The 25697-nt window shown below is 71.3% G+C and carries 22 protein-coding genes and 3 pseudogenes; 15 read left to right on the top strand and 10 right to left on the bottom strand.

What is annotated here, in order from left to right:
* Positions 1 to 131 precede the first annotated feature (131 nt).
* From OG202_RS07390 to OG202_RS07375, 4 genes are all read left to right on the top strand, one after another.
* On the top strand, positions 132 to 353 hold the full coding sequence (locus OG202_RS07390) for a hypothetical protein (RefSeq protein ID WP_327730871.1): 222 nt from the start codon (positions 132 to 134) through the stop codon (positions 351 to 353).
* Positions 354 to 572: 219 nt separating this feature from the next.
* Positions 573 to 1193 (top strand): hypothetical protein, encoded by a 621-nt coding sequence (locus OG202_RS07385; RefSeq protein ID WP_327730872.1) that lies wholly within the window; start codon positions 573 to 575, stop codon positions 1191 to 1193.
* Between the two features lie 75 nt (positions 1194 to 1268).
* Entirely contained in the window at positions 1269 to 1709 is a 441-nt protein-coding gene (locus OG202_RS07380) for a hypothetical protein (protein WP_327730873.1), read from the top strand.
* The gene (locus tag OG202_RS07375; protein WP_327730874.1) at positions 1706 to 2293 is read left to right on the top strand and encodes a universal stress protein; all 588 of its coding nucleotides are present in this window, start codon (positions 1706 to 1708) and stop codon (positions 2291 to 2293) included. The genes OG202_RS07380 and OG202_RS07375 overlap by 4 nt, the downstream gene beginning before the upstream one ends.
* A gap of 565 nt (positions 2294 to 2858) precedes the next feature.
* Here the strand turns inward: OG202_RS07375 and ppdK are convergent.
* Complete coding sequence (gene ppdK / locus OG202_RS07370) at positions 2859 to 5552, bottom strand: pyruvate, phosphate dikinase (protein WP_328222531.1); 2694 nt, start codon at positions 5550 to 5552, stop codon at positions 2859 to 2861.
* Positions 5553 to 6017: 465 nt separating this feature from the next.
* Here ppdK and OG202_RS07365 point away from each other — a divergent pair.
* Together OG202_RS07365 and gap are read left to right on the top strand one after the other, a co-directional pair.
* Positions 6018 to 6269 (top strand): annotated as a pseudogene (locus OG202_RS07365) (DNA-binding response regulator); the annotation flags it as partial.
* A gap of 143 nt (positions 6270 to 6412) precedes the next feature.
* On the top strand, positions 6413 to 7441 hold the full coding sequence (gene gap, locus OG202_RS07360; protein ID WP_327730876.1) for a type I glyceraldehyde-3-phosphate dehydrogenase: 1029 nt from the start codon (positions 6413 to 6415) through the stop codon (positions 7439 to 7441).
* Between the two features lie 103 nt (positions 7442 to 7544).
* Here the strand turns inward: gap and OG202_RS07355 are convergent, their stop codons facing one another.
* The 5 genes from OG202_RS07355 to OG202_RS07335 form a co-directional block, all read right to left on the bottom strand.
* The gene (locus OG202_RS07355) at positions 7545 to 9401 is read right to left on the bottom strand and encodes an ABC transporter ATP-binding protein (RefSeq protein ID WP_327730877.1); all 1857 of its coding nucleotides are present in this window, start codon (positions 9399 to 9401) and stop codon (positions 7545 to 7547) included.
* Complete coding sequence (locus tag OG202_RS07350) at positions 9398 to 9835, bottom strand: lasso peptide biosynthesis B2 protein (RefSeq protein ID WP_326584494.1); 438 nt, start codon at positions 9833 to 9835, stop codon at positions 9398 to 9400. The genes OG202_RS07355 and OG202_RS07350 overlap by 4 nt, the downstream gene beginning before the upstream one ends.
* The gene (locus OG202_RS07345; protein WP_326584495.1) at positions 9832 to 10086 is read right to left on the bottom strand and encodes a lasso peptide biosynthesis PqqD family chaperone; all 255 of its coding nucleotides are present in this window, start codon (positions 10084 to 10086) and stop codon (positions 9832 to 9834) included. Before OG202_RS07345 ends, OG202_RS07350 begins: the two co-directional genes overlap by 4 nt.
* 91 nt (positions 10087 to 10177) lie before the next feature.
* On the bottom strand, positions 10178 to 12028 hold the full coding sequence (locus tag OG202_RS07340) for a lasso peptide isopeptide bond-forming cyclase (RefSeq protein ID WP_328222530.1): 1851 nt from the start codon (positions 12026 to 12028) through the stop codon (positions 10178 to 10180).
* A gap of 26 nt (positions 12029 to 12054) precedes the next feature.
* Positions 12055 to 12165 (bottom strand): keywimysin-related RiPP, encoded by a 111-nt coding sequence (locus tag OG202_RS07335; protein ID WP_326584497.1) that lies wholly within the window; start codon positions 12163 to 12165, stop codon positions 12055 to 12057.
* 1022 nt (positions 12166 to 13187) lie between these two features.
* On the opposite strand from OG202_RS07335, the gene OG202_RS07330 reads away from it, so the two are divergent.
* The 9 genes and pseudogenes from OG202_RS07330 to OG202_RS07290 form a co-directional block, all read left to right on the top strand.
* A complete protein-coding gene (locus tag OG202_RS07330) occupies positions 13188 to 14705 on the top strand; it encodes an FGGY-family carbohydrate kinase (protein ID WP_328222529.1) in 1518 nt (505 codons plus the stop codon).
* Between the two features lie 517 nt (positions 14706 to 15222).
* Positions 15223 to 16575 (top strand): ABC transporter substrate-binding protein, encoded by a 1353-nt coding sequence (locus OG202_RS07325; RefSeq protein ID WP_328222528.1) that lies wholly within the window; start codon positions 15223 to 15225, stop codon positions 16573 to 16575.
* A 78-nt stretch (positions 16576 to 16653) separates the two neighbouring features.
* The gene (locus OG202_RS07320) at positions 16654 to 17616 is read left to right on the top strand and encodes a carbohydrate ABC transporter permease (RefSeq protein WP_328222527.1); all 963 of its coding nucleotides are present in this window, start codon (positions 16654 to 16656) and stop codon (positions 17614 to 17616) included.
* Positions 17613 to 18497: a carbohydrate ABC transporter permease gene (locus OG202_RS07315; protein ID WP_326584501.1), complete on the top strand. Its 885-nt coding sequence runs from the start codon at positions 17613 to 17615 to the stop codon at positions 18495 to 18497. Before OG202_RS07320 ends, OG202_RS07315 begins: the two co-directional genes overlap by 4 nt.
* Positions 18494 to 19215, top strand: a pseudogene (locus OG202_RS07310) (zinc-binding dehydrogenase); the annotation flags it as partial. The gene OG202_RS07315 and the pseudogene OG202_RS07310, both read left to right, overlap by 4 nt.
* Before the next feature lie 49 nt (positions 19216 to 19264).
* Positions 19265 to 20299 (top strand): zinc-dependent alcohol dehydrogenase, encoded by a 1035-nt coding sequence (locus tag OG202_RS07305; RefSeq protein WP_328222526.1) that lies wholly within the window; start codon positions 19265 to 19267, stop codon positions 20297 to 20299.
* 83 nt (positions 20300 to 20382) lie between these two features.
* A complete protein-coding gene (locus tag OG202_RS07300; protein WP_326585935.1) occupies positions 20383 to 21189 on the top strand; it encodes a DeoR/GlpR family DNA-binding transcription regulator in 807 nt (268 codons plus the stop codon).
* Positions 21186 to 21923 (top strand): HAD family hydrolase, encoded by a 738-nt coding sequence (locus tag OG202_RS07295; protein ID WP_328222525.1) that lies wholly within the window; start codon positions 21186 to 21188, stop codon positions 21921 to 21923. Before OG202_RS07300 ends, OG202_RS07295 begins: the two co-directional genes overlap by 4 nt.
* 205 nt (positions 21924 to 22128) lie before the next feature.
* Positions 22129 to 22295 (top strand): annotated as a pseudogene (locus OG202_RS07290) (thiolase C-terminal domain-containing protein); the annotation flags it as partial.
* Between the two features lie 86 nt (positions 22296 to 22381).
* On the opposite strand, the gene OG202_RS07285 reads toward OG202_RS07290, so the two are convergent.
* From OG202_RS07285 to OG202_RS07270, 4 genes are read right to left on the bottom strand one after another with little or no spacing between them, the layout of a single operon-like run.
* Complete coding sequence (locus OG202_RS07285) at positions 22382 to 23032, bottom strand: CoA transferase subunit B (RefSeq protein ID WP_327730885.1); 651 nt, start codon at positions 23030 to 23032, stop codon at positions 22382 to 22384.
* Positions 23032 to 23814, bottom strand: a complete 783-nt coding sequence (locus tag OG202_RS07280; RefSeq protein ID WP_327730886.1) for a CoA transferase subunit A — start codon at positions 23812 to 23814, stop codon at positions 23032 to 23034. Before OG202_RS07280 ends, OG202_RS07285 begins: the two co-directional genes overlap by 1 nt.
* Before the next feature lie 45 nt (positions 23815 to 23859).
* The gene (locus tag OG202_RS07275; RefSeq protein ID WP_328222524.1) at positions 23860 to 24600 is read right to left on the bottom strand and encodes an SDR family NAD(P)-dependent oxidoreductase; all 741 of its coding nucleotides are present in this window, start codon (positions 24598 to 24600) and stop codon (positions 23860 to 23862) included.
* Positions 24597 to 25568, bottom strand: a complete 972-nt coding sequence (locus tag OG202_RS07270; protein WP_327730888.1) for a fumarylacetoacetate hydrolase family protein — start codon at positions 25566 to 25568, stop codon at positions 24597 to 24599. The genes OG202_RS07275 and OG202_RS07270 overlap by 4 nt, the downstream gene beginning before the upstream one ends.
* Positions 25569 to 25697: the final 129 nt, after the last annotated feature.

The raw sequence follows: 25697 nt of genomic DNA, 5'->3' as shown, positions 1-25697 counted from the left end.
CCCCGGCGAAACCGTGGCAGCAGCCGCTTGTCCACCATGTCGTGCGGCCCGAACCGCTGCTGTGCTCAAGGCCGTCGGGCGGGGCTGTCGGCCGAACGGCCCACGAGTACCGCGAAAGACCGGCATCGGAGATGAGAGGCACACCTGTGCAGCCGTACGAAGGTGACGCGTCCATCCTGACCGGTCCCACGGACCGCACGCACGCCGTCCGGCAGCAGGCCAGCGCCCCCTTCCCGGAGGAGCGGCGCGAGGGCGTCCTCGACTTCGACGTGCTGAAGCGCGCGACCATGCCGAACGGCGGTCTGCGCAGGGTGGAGCACGGGCTCTGCCGCACGCCGAGAGCGGGTGCGTGAGCAGTTCCTCGACCCCGTCCACGACGGCGCGGTGCGTCCCGTCCCGCGTCTGAACGGCTGCACGAGGACCGGGCCGGTGAGTCCCCGTCGGGCAGGGACGTTCGGCCCCGGTGCCCGGGGCCTGCGGCCCCTCCGAACTCCCTTGCGTGAGCGGGACATTGAGGGGGTGACGGAGTCGCCGAGGCTTCGTGCAGAACCTCTCCGAAAGGGATGAGTGACATGGCGGTTCACGGACACCCCCACCGGCACACACGGTTCCACCTCCCGTCGCGGCGCCGGACCGGTGCCGCCCAGGCGGGCGACACCGCGACCACCGCGACCATCACGACCACCTCGTACGTCTTCGCCGGCCTGCGTCTGCTGACCGGGTTCGTCTTCCTGTGGGCGTTCCTGGACAAGACCTTCGGCCTCGGCTACGCGACCCAGTCGGGCAGGGCCTGGATCGACGGCGGCTCACCGACCAAGGGCTTCCTCGGCGGCGTGGCCGTCGGGCCGATGGAGTCCACCTTCCATTCCTGGGCCGGCGACACCTGGGCCGACTGGCTGTTCATGCTCGGCCTGCTCGGAGTCGGTCTCGCCCTGGTGGCGGGCATAGGTCTGCGGCTCGCCGCCGTCGCCGGGACCGCGATGATGGCGTTCATGTGGATCGCGGAGTGGCCGCCCGCCCAGCACCTCTCCGACGGCTCGGCGAGCATGTCCACCAACCCGTTCGCCGACTACCACCTCGTCTACGCCGTCGTCCTCATCGCGCTGGCGGCCGCGGGCGCCGGTGCCACCTGGGGGCTCGGCAGGGCATGGGCACGACTGCCGTTCGTCAGCCGGAACCGGTGGCTGCTCTGACCGGCAGGTCTCGCTCGGGGCGCACCGGGGCAGAGATCAAGGCAGGGTGGTGCCGTCCGGGAAGGGGGCCTGTGGATGTCGTCCATCACCGACTGGCTGAGCGCCGTTGGGCAGGTGGCAGGGGCGCTCGGCACGTTGGCCGCGGTCGTGGTGGCTCTCCTGGTCTCCTTCAGGGACAACAGGAGGTTGGCGTCCGAGCTCCGAGACCGTGAAGCGTCGACGGCCCGTCTGGTCTCCGCCGTGATACGGCGTGACCCGGGGCTGGTGTTCCTCGAGATCCGCAACGACGCCAGGGAAGCGGTCCACGACATGGAAGCAGAGTTGACGGGGCCGGGCTCCGCGGGCCTTCGCCTGAGCGCCCAGAGGGTCGAGGAACGCGACGGACGCTTCATGGCCGCGGGCCCCGGCACGGGCACCGAGAGTCTGCGCGTCCTTCGGCCCGGTGAGACGCGACGGCTCGTGGTCGAGACCGTCGCCACGACCGCTCGTCGGCACGGCCGGCCTGTTCCAGGATGAAGTCGAACGTATGGTCCACGCCCAGATGCCCGACCATCTCCGTCGCCCTCGCCGTCCTGGCCCGCGCCGAGCGGCCCGTCGTCCTCGTACGGACGGGTGGGCGCGCCGAGGACGAGCATCTGCCCGATGCCACGGGAACCCCGTCCAGCGCCCTCCCCCGCCGGGAGGTCGTGCTGGGGCTGGACCTCGTGGACCCCGGCGACGCGGTCGTGGAGTTCGCGTTCGACGCCGCCCGGCGCCGCGCGGCGGTCCTGCGCGTCGTGCACGGCTGGAGCGTGCCGCCCTCCTACGGCGACGAGGATGCCCTGGACACCGGGCTCGACGCCGGGCCGGCCGTGCGGGAACGACGTGGGCCGGCCGATGTACTGGAGCAGTGGAAGGACAAGTTCCCCGACGTCGAGGTGCGTACGCAGAGCGTGGTCGGTGGCGCGGGCGCCCACCTCGTGGACGCGTCCCGGGAAGCGGCGCTGGTCGTCGTGGGACGACGGATCCGCCGCGCACCGGTCGGCAGCCACATCGGCCCGGTCACCCACGAGGTGCTCCACCACGCCTCCGCGCCGGTGGCGGTGATCCCGCACGACTGATCACAGCCCCCGGGCAGTCGCGGGTCACGGCGGCGACGACACCGGCTCGGGGGCCATGACGGCTTCTCGGCGGCCCTTGGCTCGCTACCGCCCGTGTCGAGCCGGAAGGGCGGATACGCGTCCGTCATCGGGGAGCCGTGGGCGGCGACCCGCGGCACCCACCGGTTGAGGCCGAGGATCAGGTCGACCAGGTCCGTGGGGGTACTTCTCGGTGAAGGCCATGGTCACGGCGGCGATCAACGTCAGTACGGCGACGCGTCCACCGTCCCACCGGCCGAGGTGCCGGCCGCCGACGAAGAAGCCGATGACGACGTGGTGCGGGACGGCCGGCGGCCACCACTTCACCAGGACCGGGCCCCGGGGCTCCAACCGTCCCTTCGGGGTGGCCAGGCCGTCCCGGACCGCGACGATCACGGTGTGGGACGGCCTGGCCCATGGCGTTCCACCACGTTCCACCACCCGGGCGGCGTCCGCGACGCCCCGTTCCGGGTGCGCGGTGATGGCGGGCGTCGACATCAGGTCCCGCGCGGTCGTGGCGCGTGCGCACGCCACTCCCTTTCTGCGCTCATCTGCTGTCACTGGTCTCCGTCGGTCGAAGTGCGGCGCGGCCGGCCTCCAGGCGGGCGACCGGGACCCGGAAGGGCGAGCAGGAGACGTAGTCCAGCCCCACAGCGTGGAAGAAGTGCACCGACTCCGGATCCCCTCCGTGCTCGCCGCACACACCGATCTTCAGGTCGGGGCGCGCCGCGCGGCCTTCCGCGACCGCGATCTCGACGAGTCGGCCCACGCCTTCGCGGTCGATCGTCTCGAACGGAGAGACCTTGAAGATTCCCTTGTCGAGGTAGGCGGAGAAGAACGCCGCCTCGACGTCGTCGCGGGAGAAGCCCCAGGTGGTCTGGGTCAGGTCGTTCGTGCCGAAGGAGAAGAACCGTGCCTCCTCGGCGATCTTTCCCGCGGTGAGCGCGGCCCTGGGGAGTTCGATCATCGTGCCGACCGGGCACTCCACGGTGATCCCCGAGGCCTCGGAGACCTCTGCCAGCACCTGCCGCACTTCCTCGCGTACGAGACGCAGTTCCTCGACCGTGTCGATCAGCGGCACCATGATCTCCGCCCGTGGATCTCCGCCTGCCCGCTTGCGGTCCACCACCGCCTCGGCGATCGCGCGCACCTGCATGGCGACCAGGCCGGGTGCCACCAGTCCCAGGCGCACGCCGCGCAGGCCGAGCATCGGGTTCTCCTCGTGCATGCGGTTCACGGCCTCCAGCAGTTCGGCGTCGTGCGCGCTGGGCGGGCTGCCCTGGGCCTCGGCGGCCGCGAGACGCACGGCGAGTTCGGTGCGGTCCGGCAGGAACTCGTGCAACGGCGGGTCCAGGAGCCGGATGGTCACCGGAAGCCCGTCCATCGCCTCCAGAATGCCGGTGAAGTCCTGCCGTTGCAGCGGCAGCAGCGCGTCCAGTGCCCGCTCACGGTCGGCGTCGGTACGGGCCAGGATCATCGCCTCGACCAACTGCCGCCGGTCGCCGAGGAACATGTGCTCGGTACGGCACAGCCCGATGCCCTCGGCGCCGAAGCGCCGGGCCCGTGCGGCGTCCTCGGGGGTGTCGGCGTTCGCCCGCACGCCAAGCCGCCGTACCCCGTCGGCCTGCCGCATGGCGCGGGCCACGGCGTCGACCAGCCCGGCCGACCGCTCACCGAGCCCGCCGGTCTCGAAGTACCGCATCACCGCGGAGTCGACCAACGACGCCGCGCCCGGGTACACGGCGCCCTCGGATCCGTCGACGGAGATGACCGTGCCCTCCTCGACCGTGGTGGCGCCCACGGTGAAGCGGCGCCCCTGCGGGTCCACGGTGATCTCCTCGGCACCGCACACGCACACCTTGCCCATGCCCCGGGCCACCACGGCCGCGTGGCTGGTCTTGCCGCCACGGCTGGTCAGCACGGCCTGGGCGGCGACCATGCCGGGCAGGTCGTCGGGGGTGGTCTCCTGCCGTACGAGGACGACCTTCTCCCCGGCGGCCGCGCGCCGTACCGCTTCGGCGGAGTCGAAGACGGCCGCGCCGACAGCGGCACCGGGCGAGGCCGGGATGCCATGCGCGAGAGCCTCGCCGACCGCCGAGGTGTCGAACCGCGGGAACATCAGTCGCGCGAGCCCGTCTCCGCAGACGCGCGCGAGAGCCTCTTCCGGCGTGATCAGGCCCTCGTCGACCAACGCGGCGGCGATGGCGAACGCCGCCTCGGCGGTCCGCTTGCCCACCCGGGTCTGCAGCATCCACAGCTTGCCGCGCTCGATGGTGAACTCGATGTCGCACAGATCCCGGTAGTGGGACTCCAACGTCCGCAGATGGTCCCGCAGTTGAGCGAACGACGGCGGATCCAGGCGCTCCAGCTCGGTCAGCGGGACGGCGTTGCGGATGCCGGCGACGACGTCCTCGCCCTGCGCGTTGGACAGGTAGTCGCCGTACAGGCCGGTGTGGCCGGTCGCCGGGTCGCGGGTGAAGGCGACGCCGCTTCCGGAGTCGGGGCCGAGGTTGCCGAAGACCATGGTCTGCACGTTGACCGCGGTGCCCAGGTCGTCGGGGATGTGCTCGCGGCGGCGGTAGAGCCGGGCACGTCCGCCGTTCCAGGACTCGAACACCGCGAGAACGGCCCGGCGCAGCTGTTCGGCCGGAGCCTGGGGGAAGTACGCGCCGGTCTGCTGGCGGATCAGCTCCTTGTACGCCTCGACGAGCTCGGCCAGATCGGTCGCGTCCAGCCCCAGGTCGTCCGTGGCCCCGCGGGCCTCCTTGAGGCGGGCCATGACGTCCTCGAACAGCGCACCGTCGACACCCATGACCGTACTGCCGAACATCTGTACGAGGCGGCGGTAGGAGTCCCAGGCGAAGCGCTCGTTCCCGGAGGTCTTGGCCAATCCCAGCACGGACTCGTCGTTGAGACCGATGTCGAGGATGGTCTCCATCATGCCGGGCATGGAGAAACGTGCCCCTGAGCGGACGGACAGCAACAGCGGATCGTCCGGCTCTCCGAGCAGCCGTCCCGAGGCCTGCTCCAGTGCGGTGAGGTGCTCGGAGATCTCGTGGGCCAGACCGGCCGGCTCGGAGCCTGTGGCCAGGAAGGCCCGGCAGGCCTCGGTGGTCACGGTGAAACCGGGCGGCACCGGCAGGCCCATCCGGGTCATCTCGGCCAGGTTGGCGCCCTTGCCGCCGAGCAGGTCGGCCATGTCCCGGCCGCCTTCGGTGAACTCGTACACATAACGGACCATGACGTGTGCACATCCTTCTGACTGTTGGCTTCCGGCTTCCGGCTTCCGGCTTCTGGCTTCCGGCCTCCGGGGGCCGGGCTCCGGGGCGGGCCGCTCCTCGCTCACCAGCGGCTCGCCGAAGGACCGGGCGACCGCTGCCTTCATCCGATGTTCCCCGGATCGGTCGGTGTCTGTCGGTGTCTGTCGGTACGGTGCGGCTCCAGGTTCGGGCTCCGCACCGGTGCGAGGGCAGGTACCGGAGGTCCTTGGCGATGAGACCTTCGGCCCTCAGCACGTGCGGAAACCGGCCCTTCGACCTCCGGAACCCGACGCGGCCTCCAGCGGGCCGGCTCTCGGGCGTGCGGGACGACCGCGACGGGGGCGGCGGAATGGCACGGGACGGTTTGGCACGGGACGGCGTGGGTGACAGGCCCGATGCGGATGCCGAGTGCGGGACGGGACGTCTTCCGGGCGGCGACCTCGACGGCCGCCACCGTCGAGCAGGCCCTGGTACGTGTTCCCGCCCTGCGTGCTCAGGTGACGGTGCTCGACGTGCGCCTGCCAGACGGAGACGGAGACGGAGACGGCGTGAGCGTGTGCCGGGAAACGCGCTCGCGCATGCCGGACCTGGTCTCGGCGGTCCGCACGGTGGCCAGGCGCCAGTCCCCGCTCGACCCCAGCACCACCACCAGGGTGATGGCCCGGCTCCGTCAAGCGGTTGAAGCGGGACGGACACCGAGCCCCCGGCTTCGGAGGGCCGTGCGGTCCGCCGGGCCGAACGGCCCTCATCCCGCCCCCGTAAGGCCCATGTTCCGCCCGGCCCGCCTCGCCCACGCTGTGCAACAGACACAGACCTGGGATCGATCGGGAGGACACGGGACATGGGCGTGCGCGTGGGTATCAACGGCTTCGGCCGCATCGGACGCAACTACCTGCGCTGCGTACTGGAACGCGCGCGGAACGGCACCGGGACCCCCGTCGAGGTGGTGGCGGTCAACGATCTGACCTCGCCGGCCACGCTGGCGCATCTGTTGCAGTACGACTCGACGTACGGGCGGCTCGGCCGCACCGTCGACCACGACGACGCCTCACTGACCGTGGACGGGCACCGTGTCGCCGTGACCGCCGAGCGGGACCCGGCGAAGCTGGCCTGGGGCGAGTACGGCGTGGACGTGGTCATCGAGTCCACCGGCCGCTTCCGCACCCGCGAACAGGCCGGAGCGCACCTGGCGGCAGGGGCACGCAAGGTCCTGCTCTCCGTGCCCGGCAAGGGAGTCGACGCCACGGTCGTCATGGGCGTCAACGAGGGCACCTACGACCCCGAGCAGCACCACGTCGTCTCCAACGCGTCGTGCACCACCAACTGCGTGGCCCCCATGGTGAAGGTGCTGGACGAGCACTTCGGCCTCGTCAAGGGCCTGATGACCACCATCCACGGCTATACCAACGACCAGGTCGTCCTCGACGGCCCGCACAAGGACCTGCGCCGCGGCCGCAGCGCCGCCGTCAACATCATCCCCACCAGCACCGGTGCCGCCCGCGCGGTCGGCCTCGTGCTGCCGGAACTGTCCGGCACGCTGGACGGCATCGCCGTACGCGTCCCCGTCGAGGACGGCTCCCTGACCGACCTGAGCGTGGTCCTGGAGCGGCCCGTGACCGCGGACGAGGTCAACGCCGCCTTCCGGGAGGCCGCCGACGGGCCGCTCAAGGGCGTCCTGCGGGTCTCCGACGCCCCGATCGTCTCCCGCGACATCGTCGGCGACCCCGCCTCATGCGTCCTGGACGCCCCGCTGACCCAGGCACACGGCGAACTGGTCAAGATCTTCGGCTGGTACGACAACGAGTGGGGCTACACCAACCGGCTCCTGGACCTCACCGAGTACGTCGCCGCCAGGCTCCCGCAGGCCTGACCCGAGAGACCCCGACGACAGGGGCGCGACGGGCGTCGCGACCTTCATGGCGCCCGCCCCGGCGGTGAACGGGGCGCCGCGCTCTACCGCTCGGCGAAGGGACTCAGCCGCCCGATGTCCCCGGTTGGCCGGCGCTCCCTGGGCCCCGGCCCGGCCGGAGCATCTGGCTCGCGGCCAGCTCGCGGTAGAGAGCGTTGCCGGCCAGCAACTCGTCGTGGCGTCCGCCGGCGACGGTGCGGCCGTCCTGCAGCACGACGATGTGGTCGGCGTGCTGCACGGTGGACAGGCGGTGCGCGATGACCAGCAGCGCGCACTCCTGGGCGACGTCCTTCATGACGGTGGTGAGGGCCGATTCGTTGATCGCGTCGAGGTGGGAGGTGGGCTCGTCCAGCAGGAGCAGCGAGGGGCGGGCCAGCAACGCGCGGGCGATGGCGACGCGTTGTCGTTCGCCACCGGAGAGGGTGCCGCCGCGTTCGCCGATCACGGCGGCGAGGCCGCCGGGCAGACGGTCGACGACTTCTTCGAGTCGGGCCAGTTCCACGACGCGCCGGATCTCGGCTTCCGTGGCATCGGGCACGGCGTAGGTGATGTTGTCGCGCAGGGTGCCGTGGACGACGTGGGCGTTCTGGTCGACGACGGCGATGCGTCGGCGGCAGGCGTCAAGGGTGAGTTCGGTGGCAGGCCGCCCGTCGAAGAGCACGGAGCCGGCGTCCGGCTCGTAGAACCTCGCCACCAGGGCGAACGCCGTGCTCTTGCCGGCTCCCGACCGGCCCACCAGAGCGACGTGCTGCCGGTGCGCCACGGTGAACGAGACGCCGCGGAGGACCGGCCGTTCCGGGTCGTAGCCGAAGTGCACGTCGTGCAGGGCGAGGGCGGGCTGTTCGGGGCAGGTGACGGGCCCGGCCGGCCGCCGCGTGGGTGCGGGGATGCGCGCCACCAGCGGTGCGGTCGGCTCCACGGGCAGGCAGAGCGCCTCCTCGATGCGCTGGTAGGCACCCATCCCGCGCTGGATGAGGCCCACGGCATGGAAGACGGAGGACAGCGGCAGGACGAGGTACGAGGCGTACAGCAGGAAGGCGACGAGGTCGCCGAGGGAGCCGGCGTGGCCGTTGACGCGCAGGCCGCCGACGACCAGGACGATGAGGAAGGAGCCCTGGACGGCGAGTTCGACGGCGGGGCTCATGACCGAGGCGAGCTTCGCGGTGCGTATCCCCGCGCCGTAGGCCGCCTCGACACGTGCGCCGATGCCCGCCGCCTCGCGCTCCTCGGCACGGTGCACGCGGACCATCGGCAGGGCACCGAGGGCGCGTTCGAGGTCGGCGGCGATGGCACCGACCGAGTTCTGCATGTGCTCGGACGCGCATCGGATGCCCTTGAGCAGCGAGGTGACGACCAGGGCCGCCATGGCCACGATGACGGCGACCAGGAGCAGCAGCAGGGGGTCGAGCCACGCCATGAGGATGATCGCCCCGGCGGCTACGAGGCTGCCCGTCACCAGATCGACGAGGGCCTGCGACACGACCTCCCGGAGCAGGGTGGTGTCGGCCGTCACCCGGGAGATGAGGTCGCCGCCCCGGTGGCGGTCGTATTCCCTCATGTCCAGCCGGAGCAGTCGTCCCACCAGACCGTGCCGGAGCTGCCGTACGACGCCTTCGCCCATCCGCTCCAGCAGGAAGCGCCCCACGGACCCCGTCGCCGCTTCGGCGACGAACAGGGCGCCCAGGAGTGCCAGCAGCGGCCAGATGACCTGCCCGCGGCCGCTCGCGTCCACGACGTGCTTGGCGACGAGCGGCTGGGTCAACCCCAGGGCGGAGGCCACGAGGGTCAGTACGGCGGCGACGGCGATGGCTTTGCGGTGCCCGGCGGTGAGCCGGTACATCGTGGCCACCGCCGCCCGGGTGGACCTGTCGCCGTCGGTGATCTCGGCCCGGCCGCCGTCCAGAGCGGTCGTGCCGGTCATCGGTCCGTCGGTCGTGGCAGCGGGCCGACGGTCATCAGCGGGGCGAAGTAGCCCTCCGGCGCGCCCTCGCCGACGGGACGGCCCTCCGCCTCGATCCAGGCGTGCGCGGTGAAGGGAGGGACGACGCGCACGCCGGTGCACCAGGTCGGCCATGTCCCGCCGAGCCGGCACAGCAGTGCCGCCCCCAGGGAGCGCGGCAGGCACCCCTTCGGCCCGGCGCAGTGCAGGCTGGCGGCGCACATGGCGTCGCGCGCGTTCCGGGCCTGTGTGGTGGTGGCGGGAGCGGCACCGCGTCGCAGGACGCCGAGTACGGCGCGGATGCGGCGGGGCGGCAGGAGGGCGAGCGCGACGGCCGGGAGCAGGACGAGGCGGGCGGACAGGCGTCGGGCCAGGGGAACACCGGTGGGTCGTTCCAGCGCGCTGGGCGTCGTCATGAGGCGAGCCCCGCACTGCGCAGCTGCCCCACCAGGGTCTCGACGTCCCGCAGGGCCTGCGCCCGGTCGGTGTCGAACTCCCGGACCAGGGCGGCGGCCGCGTCCGACTCGTCGCCGCCGTCGAGCAGCGTCCGCACGACCAGGGTGGCGGTCGGATTCAACTCCCAGTAGGCGCCTGCCCGTTCGTCCAGAAGCACCGTGCCGTAGTCGGTCTCGGCCGTGGAGACGTTGTCGCCGAAACGCAGGGACATGTGGGGGGACCTTTCTGACGCGGGGATGTGGGGACGGGGGGACGGGGTCAGGGGCGCGGGGACGGGGTCTCAGGGGCGCGGGGACGGGGTCTCAGGGGCGCGGGACCCGGGTGTGGCCGCGGGAGAGCCCCCGCAGCCACACCTCGGCGGCGATCGTGGAGTAGAGGATGGCGTCGGACAGTCCCGGTGTGGCGGGCCGCCGGGCGAGGCGGCGGAGTTCGGCTCCGTCCACCAGGCCCAGCGCCTCCAGCCGCGAGTCCTCCCACAGAGCCAGCAGGTCGGCGCGGTGTTCCCGCAGTCCGTTGGCGGCGTCCATGGAGGCCGTGGCCTTGTTGGCCCGCCCCAGGCACGCCTCGGGGACGATCCCGCGCATCGCGGCCCTCAGGACGGGCTTGTACGCCCAGGGCGTGACGCGCTCGCTCGGGCGTACGGCGAGACAGGCCTCGATCACGCGGTCGTCGAGGAAGGGAGAGGCCATCGGCAGACCGGCGCGGGCCGCCATCCGGTCCCATTGGCGGATGACCCGGGTGCACGAGCGGATCTGCTCCAGGTCGCTGTGCATGCCACGGTCCGGATGCAGCGGCGAAACGCTCGCCGCGGCCCCGTGCAGCGCCCGGCGTGCCATGCGTTCGGCCTCGGGAGTCACCCAGTCGAACAGGCGCGGGGCCATGCCCCAGCCGAGACCCGTCGCGACGGAGGGGGGCGACGGGTCACGCAGGTGGTCGGTGGCGTCGGCGAGCCACGTCCCGTACGGCCGGGAGTCGGCGAGCGCGCGGGCCGTGCCGCCGAGCGGCCACTGCCACAGTGCCCGGAACCCGCGCAACTGCCGCACGGCGAACAGCGGGCGGGTGTGCAGCATTCGGTGGTAGTACGCCTCGGAGCACCATGCCACGTGGTCGCCGCCGATGCCGGTCAGGTGCAACCGGCTGCCGCGTGCGGCGAGTCCGGGCAGATGGTGCAGGACCCGGGAGCGGTCCATGACGCCGATGGTGGGCTCGTCGAGGAGGTCGTCGATACAGAGCAGATCCTCGTAGACCAGCGGCGACGCGTCGGCGTCCCAGACCACGTGCTCGACGTCCGGGAGGTGGCCCATCGCCTGTTCGGCCCAGTACAGGTCGGTGTCCGCCGGATCGCGACCCGGCCACGTACTGGCCACCACGCGGGCGGGGGAGCGGTCGGCCAGGAAGCAGACGGAGGTCGAGTCCAGGCCGCCGGACAGGTCGCAGCTGACCACGCCGCCCTGCCGGGTCCGGGCGTCGACGGCCTCCTCCAGTGCCTTGCGGATCAGGGGCGCCGCTTCGGAGAGCGGCCGGACCGGCTCCGGCGGCGTCCACCACCGGGTGTGCCGTACGGTGCGCCCGTCCGCCGCGACGATCGCGGCGTCCTGCGGAGGAACGGCGGTGACCGCACGCCACAGGGACGTTTCGAACAGCGGATACGGGGCGGGCCACAGCAGCCTTACGGCCAACTCCTCGACGTCGGGGTCGAGGCCGAGGACGGCGGCGAGCGTGTCGGCGCGGGTGGCGGCCACCCGTACGCCGTCGATCTCCGCGTGGAAGACGAGTCGCAGTCCGGAGGCCGTGCCCTGAACCCTGATCTGCCCGTCGAGGGAGCCGACGAGGTGGAAACTGCCGGGAAGGGACCGGGCCAGTGCGTCGAGTTCCGCGAGATCACGCAGCTGTGCGGCTCGCCGCCGCAGCGCGTCGGCGTCGATCGGGCAGCAGCCGACCAGGGCGAGGCCGACGCCGCCGACGGTCGCCGTGACGACCTCGTCGTCGTGCCAGTGGCCGACCAGCCAGGGCCGGCCCGACGCATGCGCGAGGGTCCGGCTACCGGGACGGGCGAAGGAGCGGGCCACGGCGGCCGCGTCCGCACGGTCGGTGAAGACCGCGAAGTGCGCGTCGCCGGGGCCCGTCCCCGCACTTTCGTGCAGTTCAGTCATGACGTCGGGTCAAGGACCGCCGCTCGTCAGTTCTTGCTCAGGATCAGCCGGTCGTTGCCGGCGCGTCCCAGGAGCCCCGTCTCCTTGCGGAACGTACCGAGCCGGACGAGCGTCGGGGCCTCGTATGCCTTCTGCATGACTACTCCTCATCTACGGTTTTCCGGCCACTTCCCTGAGCGGCGGCCGCGGGACTCGCCCGGTGTGCCGTCGGTCTGCCCAGGGCTCATCGGGAACCCGGGCCAGGAAGTGGGCGCAGCACCTAGCTAGCTGCAGACCGTGAGCGCAGGGCAAGAGCATGCGCGAAGCTCATCTCATATGAGGAATCTGAATTCCTTGGAATCCGTGCCCCTCTCCTTGTGATTGCTTTTGCGCTGCATTGTTCGATGCTCGGGCGTTCGTCTGTTGAAAGAAACGTTTCGACCTGTGCTTCGGTCGCTGCCTGCCGCTCCTGTCGGACGCACGGGAGGGCGACCATGGGCGGCGCCGCTGGGCGCATTCGTCGCTCCCGGACGTGCGCCGTCTCCAGCCGCTCCGTCTCCGAACCGACCGGCTCGTTTTCGAGCTGCACGGCGCGATCCTCGAATCGAATGTCGCCTGCCGGCTCCTCGGAGACCCCAAGGCCCGCGACCGCGATCGCCGCGCCTTTCGCGACCGCCTGGTCCTGGGCCGCCACCACCCGGCAACCGACGCCCAGCACCCCGGAACGAACCGGCAATTGGCAGAACTCGTACCGCCACGGAGTTCGGGCGGATCAGTGGGCGCCTCGGGTTCCAGTAGCTGTAGGCGTACCGATCTCGGGGCTGCCGGTCGAACGGGAGTCCCTATCGGGTGGTCGCACCACCGCTCCGCGGGCCATCCGATGGTGGCGGACCGGCCTACCGCCCCCCTGCGTGGGACGATCGGAACGTGGTGGGTGTGGTGTGGCTTCGGTACGTGAGGAGACCGCATTGCGTGGTGGAGCGGTGCGAGGCCAGGGCGGTGGCGGTGTCCGGCGGGATCATGGACCCGGTGGGTGATGCCAGGGTGTCGGCTACGCCGGTGATGCGACATCCACGATGTCGCGTTGACGTGGCTCGTCGCCGAGGTGACCGCCGAGCTCGCCGCGACCGGCTGGTGCACCACCGCGGTCAAGGCCCGCGACCCGGGGTGGGTGTGAACGGTGACGCGTGAACTGGTGCTCGGTCTCGACGCGGGCCACACGGTGACCAAGGCCGTGCTGTTCGACGCCTTCGGCCGGCCGGTGGCGCGGGGCAGCGGCATGCTTCCGCTGACCACCCCTCGTCCCCACTGGGTCGAGCGGGACATGGACGACGTGTGGCGGACGGCGCATCAAGCCATCGCGGCCTGTCTCGCCGAGGCGGGCCCGGACGCGGGGCGCGCCATCGCCGCAGTGGGGCTGGCCGGGCACGGTGACGGGCTGTACGCCGTCGACGAGCGGGGCCGGCCGGTGCGGGCCTCGATCGTCGCGATGGACACGCGAGCCGAAGCGGTGCTGGGGGAGTGGCGGGGCACTCCGGTCTGGTCCCGTGCCCTGGACCTGTCGGGCACGGTGCCCTTCCCGGGGTCCCCGGCCGCCCTGCTGGTCTGGCTCGCCCGCCATGAGCCGAGAGTGCTTCACCAGGTCCGTTGGCTGTTGTCCTGCAAGGACTGGCTGCGCCTGAGGCTGACGGGTGAGGTGGCCACCGATCCCACGGACGCCAGTGCCTCCTTCACCGACATACGGCGCGGCGGCTATTCACCGGAGCTCCTCGACCTGTACGGCCTCGGTGCGCTCGCCGACAAGCTGCCACCCGTGGTGGCCTGCGACGCGGTGAGCGGCACGGTCACTCCCGAGGCTGCCGCGCTCACCGGGCTCGCCCCCGGCACGCCCGTCATCACGGGCGCCCACGACGTCGACGCCGCCGCGATCGGGGTCGGCGGCACGACGCCGGGCGAACTGTCCCTGATCGCCGGGTCGTTCAGCATCAACCAGGTGGTCAGCGAGCGCCCCGTCGTCGATCCGCGCTGGCAGGTCCGCCACTTCGTCCGCCCCGGCCAGTGGATGACCATGTCCACCTCGCCCACGTCGGTGGTGAACCTGGAGTGGTTCCTGCGGGTCACGGGCACACCGGCCGAGCATCGGGACGGCATCCACGAGGCGATCGGCCGCGAGGTCGAGGCGCACTTGGCCGGACCGTCCGAGGTGTTGTTCCACCCCTTCGTCTACGGCTCCCCGCACCCGCGCCCCACCTCCGGAACGTTCCTCGGCCTGCGCGGCTGGCACGGCCGTGGGCATCTCCTACGGGCCCTGATGGAAGGCGTCGTCCTCAATCACCGCTGGCACGTCGACGCACTCTGCTCCAAGCTGCCGATCACCGGGGCGACGGCCCGGCTGACCGGCGGCGCCGCGCACAGCGAGGTGTGGAGCCAGATGTTCGCCGACGCTCTGCGGCGGCCGGTCGTGGTGACCGACGTGCAGGAGAGCGCCGCCCGGGGAGCGGCCCTGCTCGCCGCCACCGCCGTCGGGCTTCTCGCGGGCGTGACGGACCCGCGCGCCGACGCCGCCGTGCTCAGACGCCACGAACCCCGCCCCGACCGGGTCGCCGTACTCGACGAGGCGTACCAGGTGTACCAGGAGGCAATGGATGCGCTCGGGCCGGTCTGGGCCCGCCTGGACGCGTCCGAAGCCGCCGAGTAACAACGAAGGCCTACGTCGGGGCCGACAGCAGGCCGACCCGCCCTCGCGCAGGTGTACGGCGGCGAGGCCGCGGTGGGGTCGGACATCTGCGGCATGTGGGTGAGCCGGGTGCCGGAATGCCGTGTGGTGCGCGCAGCAGGCCGCCGAAGTGGTCGTCGGAGATGCGTGCGAGCAGTGCCGTGGGGACTCCGAGGCGGCGGAGACCGGTGACGGCGTTGAGGCATGAGCCGCCCGGGCGCGGCCGGTAGGCCGCGGCGCCGTAGGGGCGTAGGGGCGTAGGGGCGGAGGGGTCGGGGCGGTTCGGCGGAGCCCAGTAGCCCTCGCGAGACGGCGTGACGATAACTTCGAAGAAGTTTTCTCGCAATATGTGTTAACAACGGCGCGATCTCCTGCTAATAATTCGGCCATCGAAACGCGCCCGACTCCCCAGTGACGCACCCCCACCCCACCCCTCCGCCCTCCCCGCCGAGCCTCAGTCGAGGTCCCGACGAACCCGCACGAGAGGTCCCCCGTCTACATGCGATCGAACAGATACGCCCTCATCGCCGGCGCCGCCGCCACCGCCCTCCTCGCCACCGCCTGTTCCGGAGCCGGAGCCGGCGGGTCCTCGGGCGGGGCCAAGAGCATCAACGTCCTCATGGTCGGCAACCCGCAGATGGAGGACATCGCGAAGCTCACCAAGGACAACTTCACCAAGGACACCGGGATCAAGGTCAACTTCACGATCCTTCCCGAGAACGAGCTGCGCGACAAAGTCACCCAGGACATCGCCACCCAGGCCGGCCAGTACGACGTCGCCACCATCGGCGCCTACGAGGTGCCCATCTGGGAGAAGAACGGCTGGCTGCACGATCTCGGCTCCTACGCCGACAAGGACACGAGCTTCGACAAGGCCGACCTGCTCAAGCCGATGGTGCAGTCGCTCACCGGCTCGGACGGCAAGCTCTACGCCCTGCCGTTCTACGGCGAGTCCTCGATGCTCATGTACAACAAGGACGTCATGAAGGCGAAGGGCATCACGGTGCCCGAACGGCCGACCTGGCAGCAGATCGCCGACATCGCGGCCGAGGTCGACGGCGCGGAGCCCGGCATGAAGGGCATCTGCCTGCGCGGTCTGGCCGGCTGGGGCGAGCTCGGCGCGCCGCTGACGTCCATGGTCAACACCTTCGGCGGCACCTGGTTCACCAAGGACTGGAAGGCCCAGGTCAACAGCGGTGGATTCAAGAAGGCCACCGAGTTCTACGTCAAGCTGGTCCGCGAGCACGGCGAGTCCGGTGCCCCGCAGGCCGGGTTCACCGAGTGCTTGAACGCGCTGAGCCAGAAGAAGGTCGCGATGTGGTACGACGCGACCAGCGCCGCCGGATCGCTTGAGGACCCCGCCTCCAGCAAGATCGCCGGCAGCGTCGGCTACGCGTACGCCCCGACCGTCGAGACGGACAGCAGCGGCTGGCTGTGGGCCTGGTCGTGGGCCATGCCCAAGACCACGAAGAACGCCGACGCCGCCTCGCAGTTCATGCTGTGGGCCTCCAGCAAGAAGTACGAGAACCTCGTCGGCGAGAAGCTCGGCTGGGCGCGTGTCCCGGCCGGCAAGCGGGCCAGCACGTACGAGATCCCGCAGTACAAGAAGGCCGCCGCCTCGTTCGGTGACATCACCCTGAAGTCCATCGAGGGTGCGGACCCGGCGAACCCGGGCGTCCAGCCCCGGCCGACCGTGGGCATCCAGTACGTGGCCATCCCCGAGTTCCAGGACCTCGGCACCAAGGTCACCCAGGAGATCTCCGCCGCCATCGCCGGCAAGACCAGCGTGGACAAGGCCCTCGACGACGGCCAGAAGCTCGCCGAGGACGTCGCCAAGACCTACCAGAAGTGACCTTCAGCGCCCGGCCGGCCCGTCGCCGGCCGGGCGCCGCTTCCCCGACCCCGGCCGTCACCGGCGGAGGAACCATCCATGACCACGCTCACCGCACCCCCCAAGCAGGCACCCCCACCCGTCCGTACCCGCAAGCCCTCGGGCACGGCAGCCAAATGGAAGCGCCGCGTCCCGCTGCTGCCCGCGCTGGTCTTCACCATCGCCGTCACGCAGCTGCCCTTCGTGGCCACGCTCGTCATCTCCACCTTCCAATGGAACATCCTCAAGCCGGGCGAGAGGCACTTCGTCGGCCTGTCCAACTTCACGTTCGTCTTCACCGACGAGCGACTGCGCACCGCCGTACTCAACACCATCGTCCTCACCGCGTCGGTGGTGCTCATCAGCGTGCTCCTCGGCCTCGGGCTGGCGATGCTCCTCGACCGCCGCTTCGTGGGCCGAGGGCTGGCGCGCACCCTGCTCATCGCCCCGTTCCTGGTCATGCCGGTCGCGGCGGCGCTGCTGTGGAAGCACGCCGTCTACAACCCCGACTACGGCCTGCTCAACGGCACCCTCAACGCCGTATACCGGTTCTTCGGAGCGGACAACGGCCCCACGGTCGACTGGGTGTCCTCCTACCCGATGCCGGCGGTCGTGGTGTCGCTGGTGTGGCAGTGGACGCCGTTCATGATGCTGATCCTCCTGGCGGGCCTGCAGGCGCAGCCCGGTGACGTCCTGGAGGCGGCCCGCATGGACGGCGCCTCCGCGCTGCAGACCTTCCGCCACATCACGCTGCCGCACCTGCGCCAGTACATCGAGCTGGGCGTCCTGCTCGGCACGATCTACGTCGTGCAGACCTTCGACGCGGTCTTCACCATCACCCAGGGCGGCCCCGGCTCGCAGACCACCAACCTGCCCTACGAGATCTACCTGACCATGTTCCGCAAGTACGAGTACGGCGAGGCGGCCGCCGCCGGTGTCGTCGTGGTGCTCGGCGCGTTCGTGATCGCGACCTTCGCGCTGCGCACCATCGCGTCGCTGTTCCGCGAGGAGGTATCCCGATGAGCCACACAGCAGTCGCCACCCCCGGCAGGTTCACCAAGCTCCTGCGCCGCCGACGCGACGACCAGGGTGGTGCGCCCCGGCTCTCCCCCCTGTGGACGTTCGTCGCGTGGCTGGCCACGCTGGCGTTCTTCGCTCCGGTGGCGTGGATGGTCCTCACCTCCTTCCACCAGGAGGCGGACGCGGCGACCAACCCGCCGACCCCCCTCGCCGCCCTCACCCTCGACCAGTACGAACTCCTCTTCAGCCGGGACATCACCCCCTTCCTCCTCAACTCGGCCATGGCCAGCGTCATCTCGACGCTGCTGGTGCTCGCCCTGGCGGTGCCGGCGGCCTACGCGCTGTCCATCAAGCCGGTCGAGAAGTGGACCGACGTGATGTTCTTCTTCCTGTCCACCAAGTTCCTCCCCGCCATCGCCGCCCTGCTTCCCGTGTACCTGATCGTCAAGGACGCCGGAATGCTCGACAACGTGTGGACGCTGATCGTCCTCTACACCGCCATGAACCTCCCGATCGCGGTGTGGATGATGCGCTCGTTCCTCGCCGAGGTCCCCAAGGAGATCCTGGAGGCCGCCGAGGTCGACGGCGCGGGCCTGCCCACCGTGCTGCTGCGGGTCGTCGCGCCGGTCGCCATGCCCGGACTCGCCGCCACCTCGCTGATCTGCTTCATCTTCAGCTGGAACGAGTTCATGTTCGCCGTCAACCTCACCGCGACCCAGGCATCGACCGCCCCGGTGTTCCTCGTCGGCTTCATCACCAACGAGGGTCTGTTCCTGGCTCGGCTGTGCGCGGCGGCCACGCTGGTGTCGTTGCCGGTCCTCATCGCCGGGTTCGCCGCCCAGGACAAACTGGTCCGCGGCCTCTCGCTGGGAGCCGTCAAGTGAAGGCAGCCGTCATCATTCAGCCCGGCAGTGTCGCACCAGCCAGCGTCGACGCCCCGGCCCCCGGCCCGCGCGAGGTCGTCGTCGCGGTCGGCTCCACCGTCACCGAACTCGCCGTCGGCGCGCGGGTCGCGGTCGACCCGTCGCTGTACTGCTTCGCGTGCCACTACTGCCGCCCCGGCCACAACAACCGCTGCGAACGAGGGGCCGCGATCGGAGTCACCCACCCGGGCGCCGCCGCCGAGGATGATGCTTCAGCTCGCCAAGGCCACCGGCGCCGCGAGCGTCGACGTCGTCGACACCAACACCGGACGCCTGGCCACGGCCCGGCAGTCGGGCTGATCCGGCCGAGCCACGTCAGCCGACGAGCTTGACCGGCCGCCCTACGGCCGTGACCTGGTCGTCGACGCCACCGGCAACGCCCAGGCCATCCAGGACGCCCTCGGCAGAGTCGGCAAGGGCGGTACGTACCCGCAGTTCGGGGGCGCCGACTACGCCGCACGGGCCACCAACGAGCCGTACCGGATCTGCCACCAGGAGATCACGATCACCGGCTCCATGGCCGTCCTGCACAGCTTCGAACGTGCCGCGGCCTCTTCGCCGCCGGTGTCATCGACCCGGACGTCTTCATCAGTGACCGCCTCTCCTCTCCCTGGCCGCTTTCCCGGACGCGATCGCCCGCTTCCGGGCGGGCATCGGCCGCAAGATCCAGATCCAGCCCGGCCTCGTCTCACCTCCGCGTGAACACCCGAACCGAACGGACCCCCACCATGACCGAGCAGATTCGCCGCGTTCTCGTCCGCTCCCTCGACGACATCATGATCGAGCAGGTACCCGTGCCCGTGCCCGAGGACGACGAACTCCTCGTACGCACCACGGTCGTCGGCATCTGCGGCTCCGACACCCATGCGGCGGCCGGCCATCACCCCTTCATCGACCTGCCCTACCGTCCCGGGCACGAGGCGGTCGGCGTCGTCGCGGTGGCAGGGAAGGGGGCCGAGGACTTCGCGCCCGGCGACCGGGTGATCATCGAGCCCAACCTGTACTGCGGCCGGTGCCCCCAGTGCCGCTCCGGCCGCTACAACATCTGCCAGGAGCTGAAGGTCTTCGGCTGCCAGACGCCCGGCGCCATGACCGAGCTGTTCACCATCCCGGCCGACCGGGTCCACCGTGTCCCCGACGGCATGACCGACATCGAGGCCGCCCTCGTCGAGCCCCTGGCCACCCCGGTGCACGCCGTGGCGAAGGCCGGCGACCTCACCGGACGCACGGTCGTCGTCCTCGGCGCCGGACCCATCGGCCTGCTCGTACTCGCCGCCGCCCAGCACGCGGGCGCCACGAAGATCGCCGTCACCGACCTGCTGGACGGCAAGCGGAACCGTGCCCTCCGCCTCGGCGCCGACGCGGCCCTGGCCGCCGACGCCACGGACCTGGTCGAGCAGGCCCGCGCGGCGCTCGGCGGACCGATCGACGTCGTCTTCGACTGTGTGGCGCGCGAGCAGTCCATGGCCCAGGCCACCGACCTGGTCACCAAGGGCGGCACGATCATCGTCGTCGGCGTCGGAGCCGCAGGGACCACCTCCGTCCGCCTCGACCTGGTCCAGGACCGGGAAATACGTATCGAGGGCACCCTGATGTACACCGGCGACGACTACCGCACCGCGATGTCGCTGATCGCCTCGGGCGCCGTGGACACCGCCGAGATCGTCACCGCCACCTTCCCGCTCCAGGACGCCGCCAAGGCGTTCGCCGCGTCCGTCGACCCCGAGCAGGTCAAGGTGCTGGTCACGGTGGACGGTCCCTAGGCCGGGAAGCCGGACGGACCCCGGCCCCGCACCGGCCCGTGTGGGAAACTGCGAGACCGCAACGACCGGGAAGGAGGGGTGCTGTGACCGCCCGAACGCGATTGTCACAGGCCGCCGTCGAGGAGCGCCGCCAGGCCGTGCTGGCGTACGTCGCCGAGCACGGCGAGACCCGCATCGACGACCTCGCCCGGCAGTTCGATGTCAGCCTGATGACGATGCACCGGGACCTGGACGACCTCGCCGCGCGCCATCTCCTGCGCAAGCAGCGAGGGCGGGCCGTCGCCTTCCCCGCCCTCACCATGGAGACGGCCACCCGCTTCCGGGAGAACAGCGCCCTCGCGGCCAAGCACGCGCTGTGCGCGGCCGTCGCCGACCGGATCGGCCCGGGAAGCACGCTGCTCATGGACGACTCGACCACCCTGTTCCCGCTGGTCCCCGCGCTGGCCGAGCTGGACCAGATCCATGTCGTCACCAACTCCGTCGGCCTCGCGCAACGCCTCGGGTCCGCGCCCGGCGTGAGCGTCACTCTGCTGGGCGGCCACTACCGTGGCGACTTCAACTCCTGCACCGGCCCCACCGTCACCCGCGCCCTGTCCCGGATCCGGGCCGACCTCGCCCTGATGTCCGCCACCGCCGTCCTGGACGGCAGGCTCTTCCACCCTCTGAACGACTACGTCGAGGTGAAGCTGGCCATGCTCGCCTCCGCGGAACAGGCCCTGCTGCTGGCGGACCACTCCAAGTTCGGCAAGACCGCCACGCACGCGTACGGCACCGTGGCCGACTACCACACCGTCATCACCGACACCGGCACCCCCGAGGCGGAACTCGCGGCCATGCGCGACCTCGGGGTCCCCGTCGAGACGGTCGACCCAGAAGAGCCCTCCTCATGATTCACAGCCTGTTCGAAACACCGAGCGCCTACCGCCCCAGTGACGTCGAGATGGCCGCGCCTGTGCCGCCGGTGCAGGCCGTGCTGTTCGACTTCAGCAACACCATCTTCCAGATGATCGACCTGGAGACATGGCTGCGCCGGGTCGGTGCCGCCACGGGCCGGTCCGCCGTGCTGGACGAGCCCGGTGCGGTGTCCGAGATCTCCGACCGATTGCGCGCGGCCTTCCGGCTGCCCTCCGTCGTCGCCCTGCAGAGAGGCCGGGACCTCTCCGCCGAGCAGCACCGCCGGGCCATGCACGCCTGGTGGGAGCAGGTGGACTTCTTGCGCGGCGCGGAGAAGGAGGCGTACCGGGAGCTCACCGCCCCGGACGCCTGGGTCCCCTACTCCGATACCGAGCCGGTCCTGCGCGCCCTGCGCGAACGCGGACTGCGCATCGCGGTCGTCAGCGACTTCGCCTGGGACCTGCGCACCCACCTCGCCCACCACGGGCACGACGCCTTGATCGACACCTGCGTCATCTCCTACGAGCAGGGCCGCGAAAAGCCCGACCCGCAGCTCTTCCTCAAAGCCTGCGCCGACCTCGGAGTCGACCCCCGCGCCACCCTCATGGTCGGCGACAACCCGGTCCGCGACGGCGGTGCGGCCGCCTGCGGCCTGCGCACCTACATCCTGCCGGCGGAATACCGCACCGGTGAGCGCGGCCTGACGGATGTGCTGCGGCTGGTCACCTGACAGCGGCGACGGTCCGCGTGGACGGACGTCTTCGCGACGCAGGCCGAGGCCGCGGAGCCGACGGTGTGGCGGCGGAACCCGGTCGGCCGGGGTTCCGCCCAGGCTCCGGCAGGACCGGTGAGACGCGAACGGTCGGGTCGGCGCGCACGTCGGCGAGGAACCCGTCGCAGGCGAGGAGCCGGTGCCGTGACCGCGTAGGTTCGCCTCCGGCGGCCTGCTCTCCAAAGGGCACCCCTGGGCGCCACCGCTCTGGCCCAGTGCGCCGAACTCGTCTGGCAGCTGCGCGGCCAGGCCGACTCCCGCCAGGTCGACAACGCACGAACCGCACTCCAGCACACCATCGGCCTGGGCGGAGCCTGCGTAGTCACGCTCTACGGCATCGCCCTCCGAGTCCGGAGCGGTTCGCCAAGGGAGAGGCGGCGGACCTGTGCGGCAGGGAGCGGGTGGGAAAGGGTGGGTCAGAAGGCGGCCGTGAGGGTGTCCAGACGTACAGGGGCGTGCGTGTGGGCTCGGATGGTCTCCACGCTGACGCCGGGAGCGGTCTCGACCAGCGCGAGGCCGTCGGCGGTGACGTCGAGGACACCGAGGTCGGTGATGATGCGGTGGACGCAGCGCTCACCGGTGAGCGGCAGGGTGCACTCCGTGAGGATCTTCGGACTGCCGTCCTTGGCGGTGTGGTCCATGAGCACGATGACGCGGCGGGCGCCGTGGACGAGGTCCATCGCGCCGCCCATGCCCTTGACCATCTTGCCGGGGATCATCCAGTTGGCCAGGTCGCCGGCCGCGGAGACCTGCATGGCGCCGAGGACGGCGGTGTCGATGTGGCCGCCGCGGATCATGCCGAAGGACAGGGCGGAGTCGAAGAAACTCGCGCCGGGCAGCACGGTGACGGTCTCCTTGCCCGCGTTGATCAGGTCGGGGTCGACCTCGTCCTCGGTGGGGTAGGGGCCGGTGCCCAGGATGCCGTTCTCGGAGTGGAGGACGACGTGCACGCCGGGCGGGAGGTGGCCGGGGATCAGGGTGGGCAGGCCGATGCCGAGGTTGACGTAGGAGCCGTCGGTGAGTTCGGCGGCGGCGCGGGCGGCCATCCGGTCGCGGGTCCAGGGCATCAGCGTCGTACCGTCCCTCGTGTCGAAGACGCGGAAATCAGGAGGTGTTCGATCTGCTTGTCGGCGGCCTCTTCAGCGGTGAGAGCCACGACCCGCTGGACGAAGACGCCGGGCAGGTGCACCGCGTCGGGACGCAGCTCGCCCACGTCGACGAGCTCCTCGACCTCAGCGATGGTCACGCGGCCGGCCATGGCGGCCAGCGGGTTGAAGTTGGCGGCTGCGCGGCGGAAGCAGAGGTTGCCGTGCCGGTCGCCGCGCCAGGCGCGGACGAGCGCGTAGTCGGTGGTGATGCCGTGCTCCAGGACGTACGGGCGGTTCGCGAAGTCGCGGGTCTCCTTCGGCGGGGAGGCTACGGCGACCGAGCCGTCGGGGGCGTAGCGCCAGGGCAGGCCACCCTGCGCGACCTGAGTACCGACGCCGGCCGGGGTGTAGAAGGCGGGGATGCCCGCGCCGCCCGCCCGCAGGCGTTCGGCGAGCGTGCCCTGCGGAACGAGTTCCACCTCCAGCTCGCCGGACAGGTACTGCCGGGCGAACTCCTTGTTCTCACCGACGTAGGAGCCGGTGACCCGGGCGATGCGCCCGTCGGCGAGCAGGACGCCGAGGCCGCGGCCGTCGACCCCGCAGTTGTTGGAGACGACTCGCAGAGCGCCGGTGCCCTGGGCATGCAGGGCGCCGATCAGAACGGCGGGTATGCCGCTGAGGCCGAAGCCGCCGACGGCGAGCGAGGCGCCGTCGGGGATGTCGGCGACCGCCTCGGTGGCGCTGCCGATGACTTTGTCCACGGTGTGAATTCCTAATCCTTGAGTAAGCGGCTCCGGTTGGTCCCGTTAGCGCAGGGCGTCGGACACGGACTTGACGCCGCCGTGCGCGGTCAGGCCGCCGTCGACCGGGATCTCGGCGCCCGTGATGAACGACGACTCGTCCGACAGCAGGAACACGACCAGGGGCGCGACCTCGCCGACGGTTCCGGTGCGCCCCAGAGGGGTCTCCCGGATGTTGCTTTCGCGGAAGGCCGGTGCGGCGGAGGCGGTCATCTCGGTCTCGATGTAGCCGGGGTGGACGGTGTTGACGCGGATTCCGCGTGGCCCGAGTTCCAGTGCGGCCACGCTGGAAAGGCCGCGCAGCCCCCACTTGCTGGCGGTGTAGGCGACCGGATAGTGCGCGGTGAGCGCGGCGGACGAGCCTACGTTGACGATCGAGGAGCCGGGCGGCATGAGCGGGGCGAGGTACTGGATGCCGAGGAGCGGGCCGGTGACGTTGACGGCGTGGACCCGGTCGAAGTCCTCGGCCCGTACGTCGCCGAGGCGGGCGCGCCAGGTGATGCCGGCATTGTTCACCAGGCCGTGCACCTGCCCGTACGCCTCCTTCAGCTCGGCGGCGAGTTCGGCCCAGCCCTGCTCGCTGGTGACGTCGAGTCGGCGGCAGTCGCCCTCCGGCGTCACGTCGGTGGCGATCACCCGCGCGCCCTCCCGGGTGAGCGCCTGGGCCTCGGCAGCGCCCTGGCCGCGTGCCGCGCCGGTGACGACGACGACCTTGCCCAGGAGCCTCTTGCGATACAGGTCGCTCATGGCCGCTCCCGGGACCGGCGTCGGCCGGCGGGAAGAGACACCGGATCGGCGCCCGGGACGACGGTGTTGGACACGCTGCCGAGGCCTTCCACCGTGAGGGTGACGGTGTCGCCCGGCTTGAGGGGAGGTGGGGTCTGCTCGCCGCGTACGCCCCACAGCTCGGCGAGGCAGCCGCCGTTGCCGCACGTGCCGGAGCCCAGGACATCGCCGGGCATCACCCGCGTACCGCGCGAGGCGTAGGCGACCATCTCCTCGAACGTCCAGCTCATGTTGGACAGCAGGTCCCGGCCGACGACCTCGCCGTTGACGTCGGCGGTGAGCGCCAGCCGCAGGAAGCCTTCGCCGTCGCGGTAGCGCTCCAGTTCGTCGCTGGTCACCAGGTAGGGGCCGAGGGTGGTGGCGGTGTCCTTTCCCTTGCAGGGGCCGAGGCCGACCTTCATTTCGGCGGACTGCAGGTCGCGGGCGGACCAGTCGTTGAAGACGGTGTAGCCGATGATGTGGTCGCGGGCCTGCTCGGGCGTGAGGTCGCGGCCCTCGCGGCCGATGACGGCGGCGACCTCCAGCTCGAAGTCCAGGACCCTGGAGCCGGGTGGCACCGGAATGTCGTCATGGGGGCCGTACAGGGCGTGCGGGTTGGTGAAGTAGAAGGTCGGAGCGGCGTACCACTGTTCGGGTACACCGACGGCACTCTGCACGGACCGCCGTACGCCTTCCACGTGCTCCTCGAAGGTGACGAAGTCCCGTACCGACGCGGGCTGGAGAGGAGGCAGCAGCCGGACCTCCGAGACATGGGGGCCGGGCGGTACGTCCAGCGCGGCCGCGCCCGCGGCCAGCAACCCTGGCAGACCGTCGGCTTCCGACAACAGGGCGGTGAGTGACGTGACGCCGGGCAGGGGGAGGAGTGTGCCGTCGTCCTCCACGACGGCCACGCGGTGGCGGTGCTGGTGTTCGTAGGTGGCGAAACGCATGGTGCGGCTCCTGGCAGGCTGGGGCCCGGGGGCGCGTCGCTGGGCAGTCAGGGCGGTTGACAGGGCCACCGCGCCTCCGGGAGTCGGGGTGGGGTCAGGCCGGCGGGGCGACGAAGACACCGAGTTCGG

The sequence above is a fragment of the Streptomyces sp. NBC_00310 genome (assembly GCF_036208085.1).
GTDB lineage: Bacteria > Actinomycetota > Actinomycetes > Streptomycetales > Streptomycetaceae > Streptomyces.
Note: the sequence above shows the minus strand (reverse complement) of the source record. Positions and strands in the feature narration are given on the sequence as shown.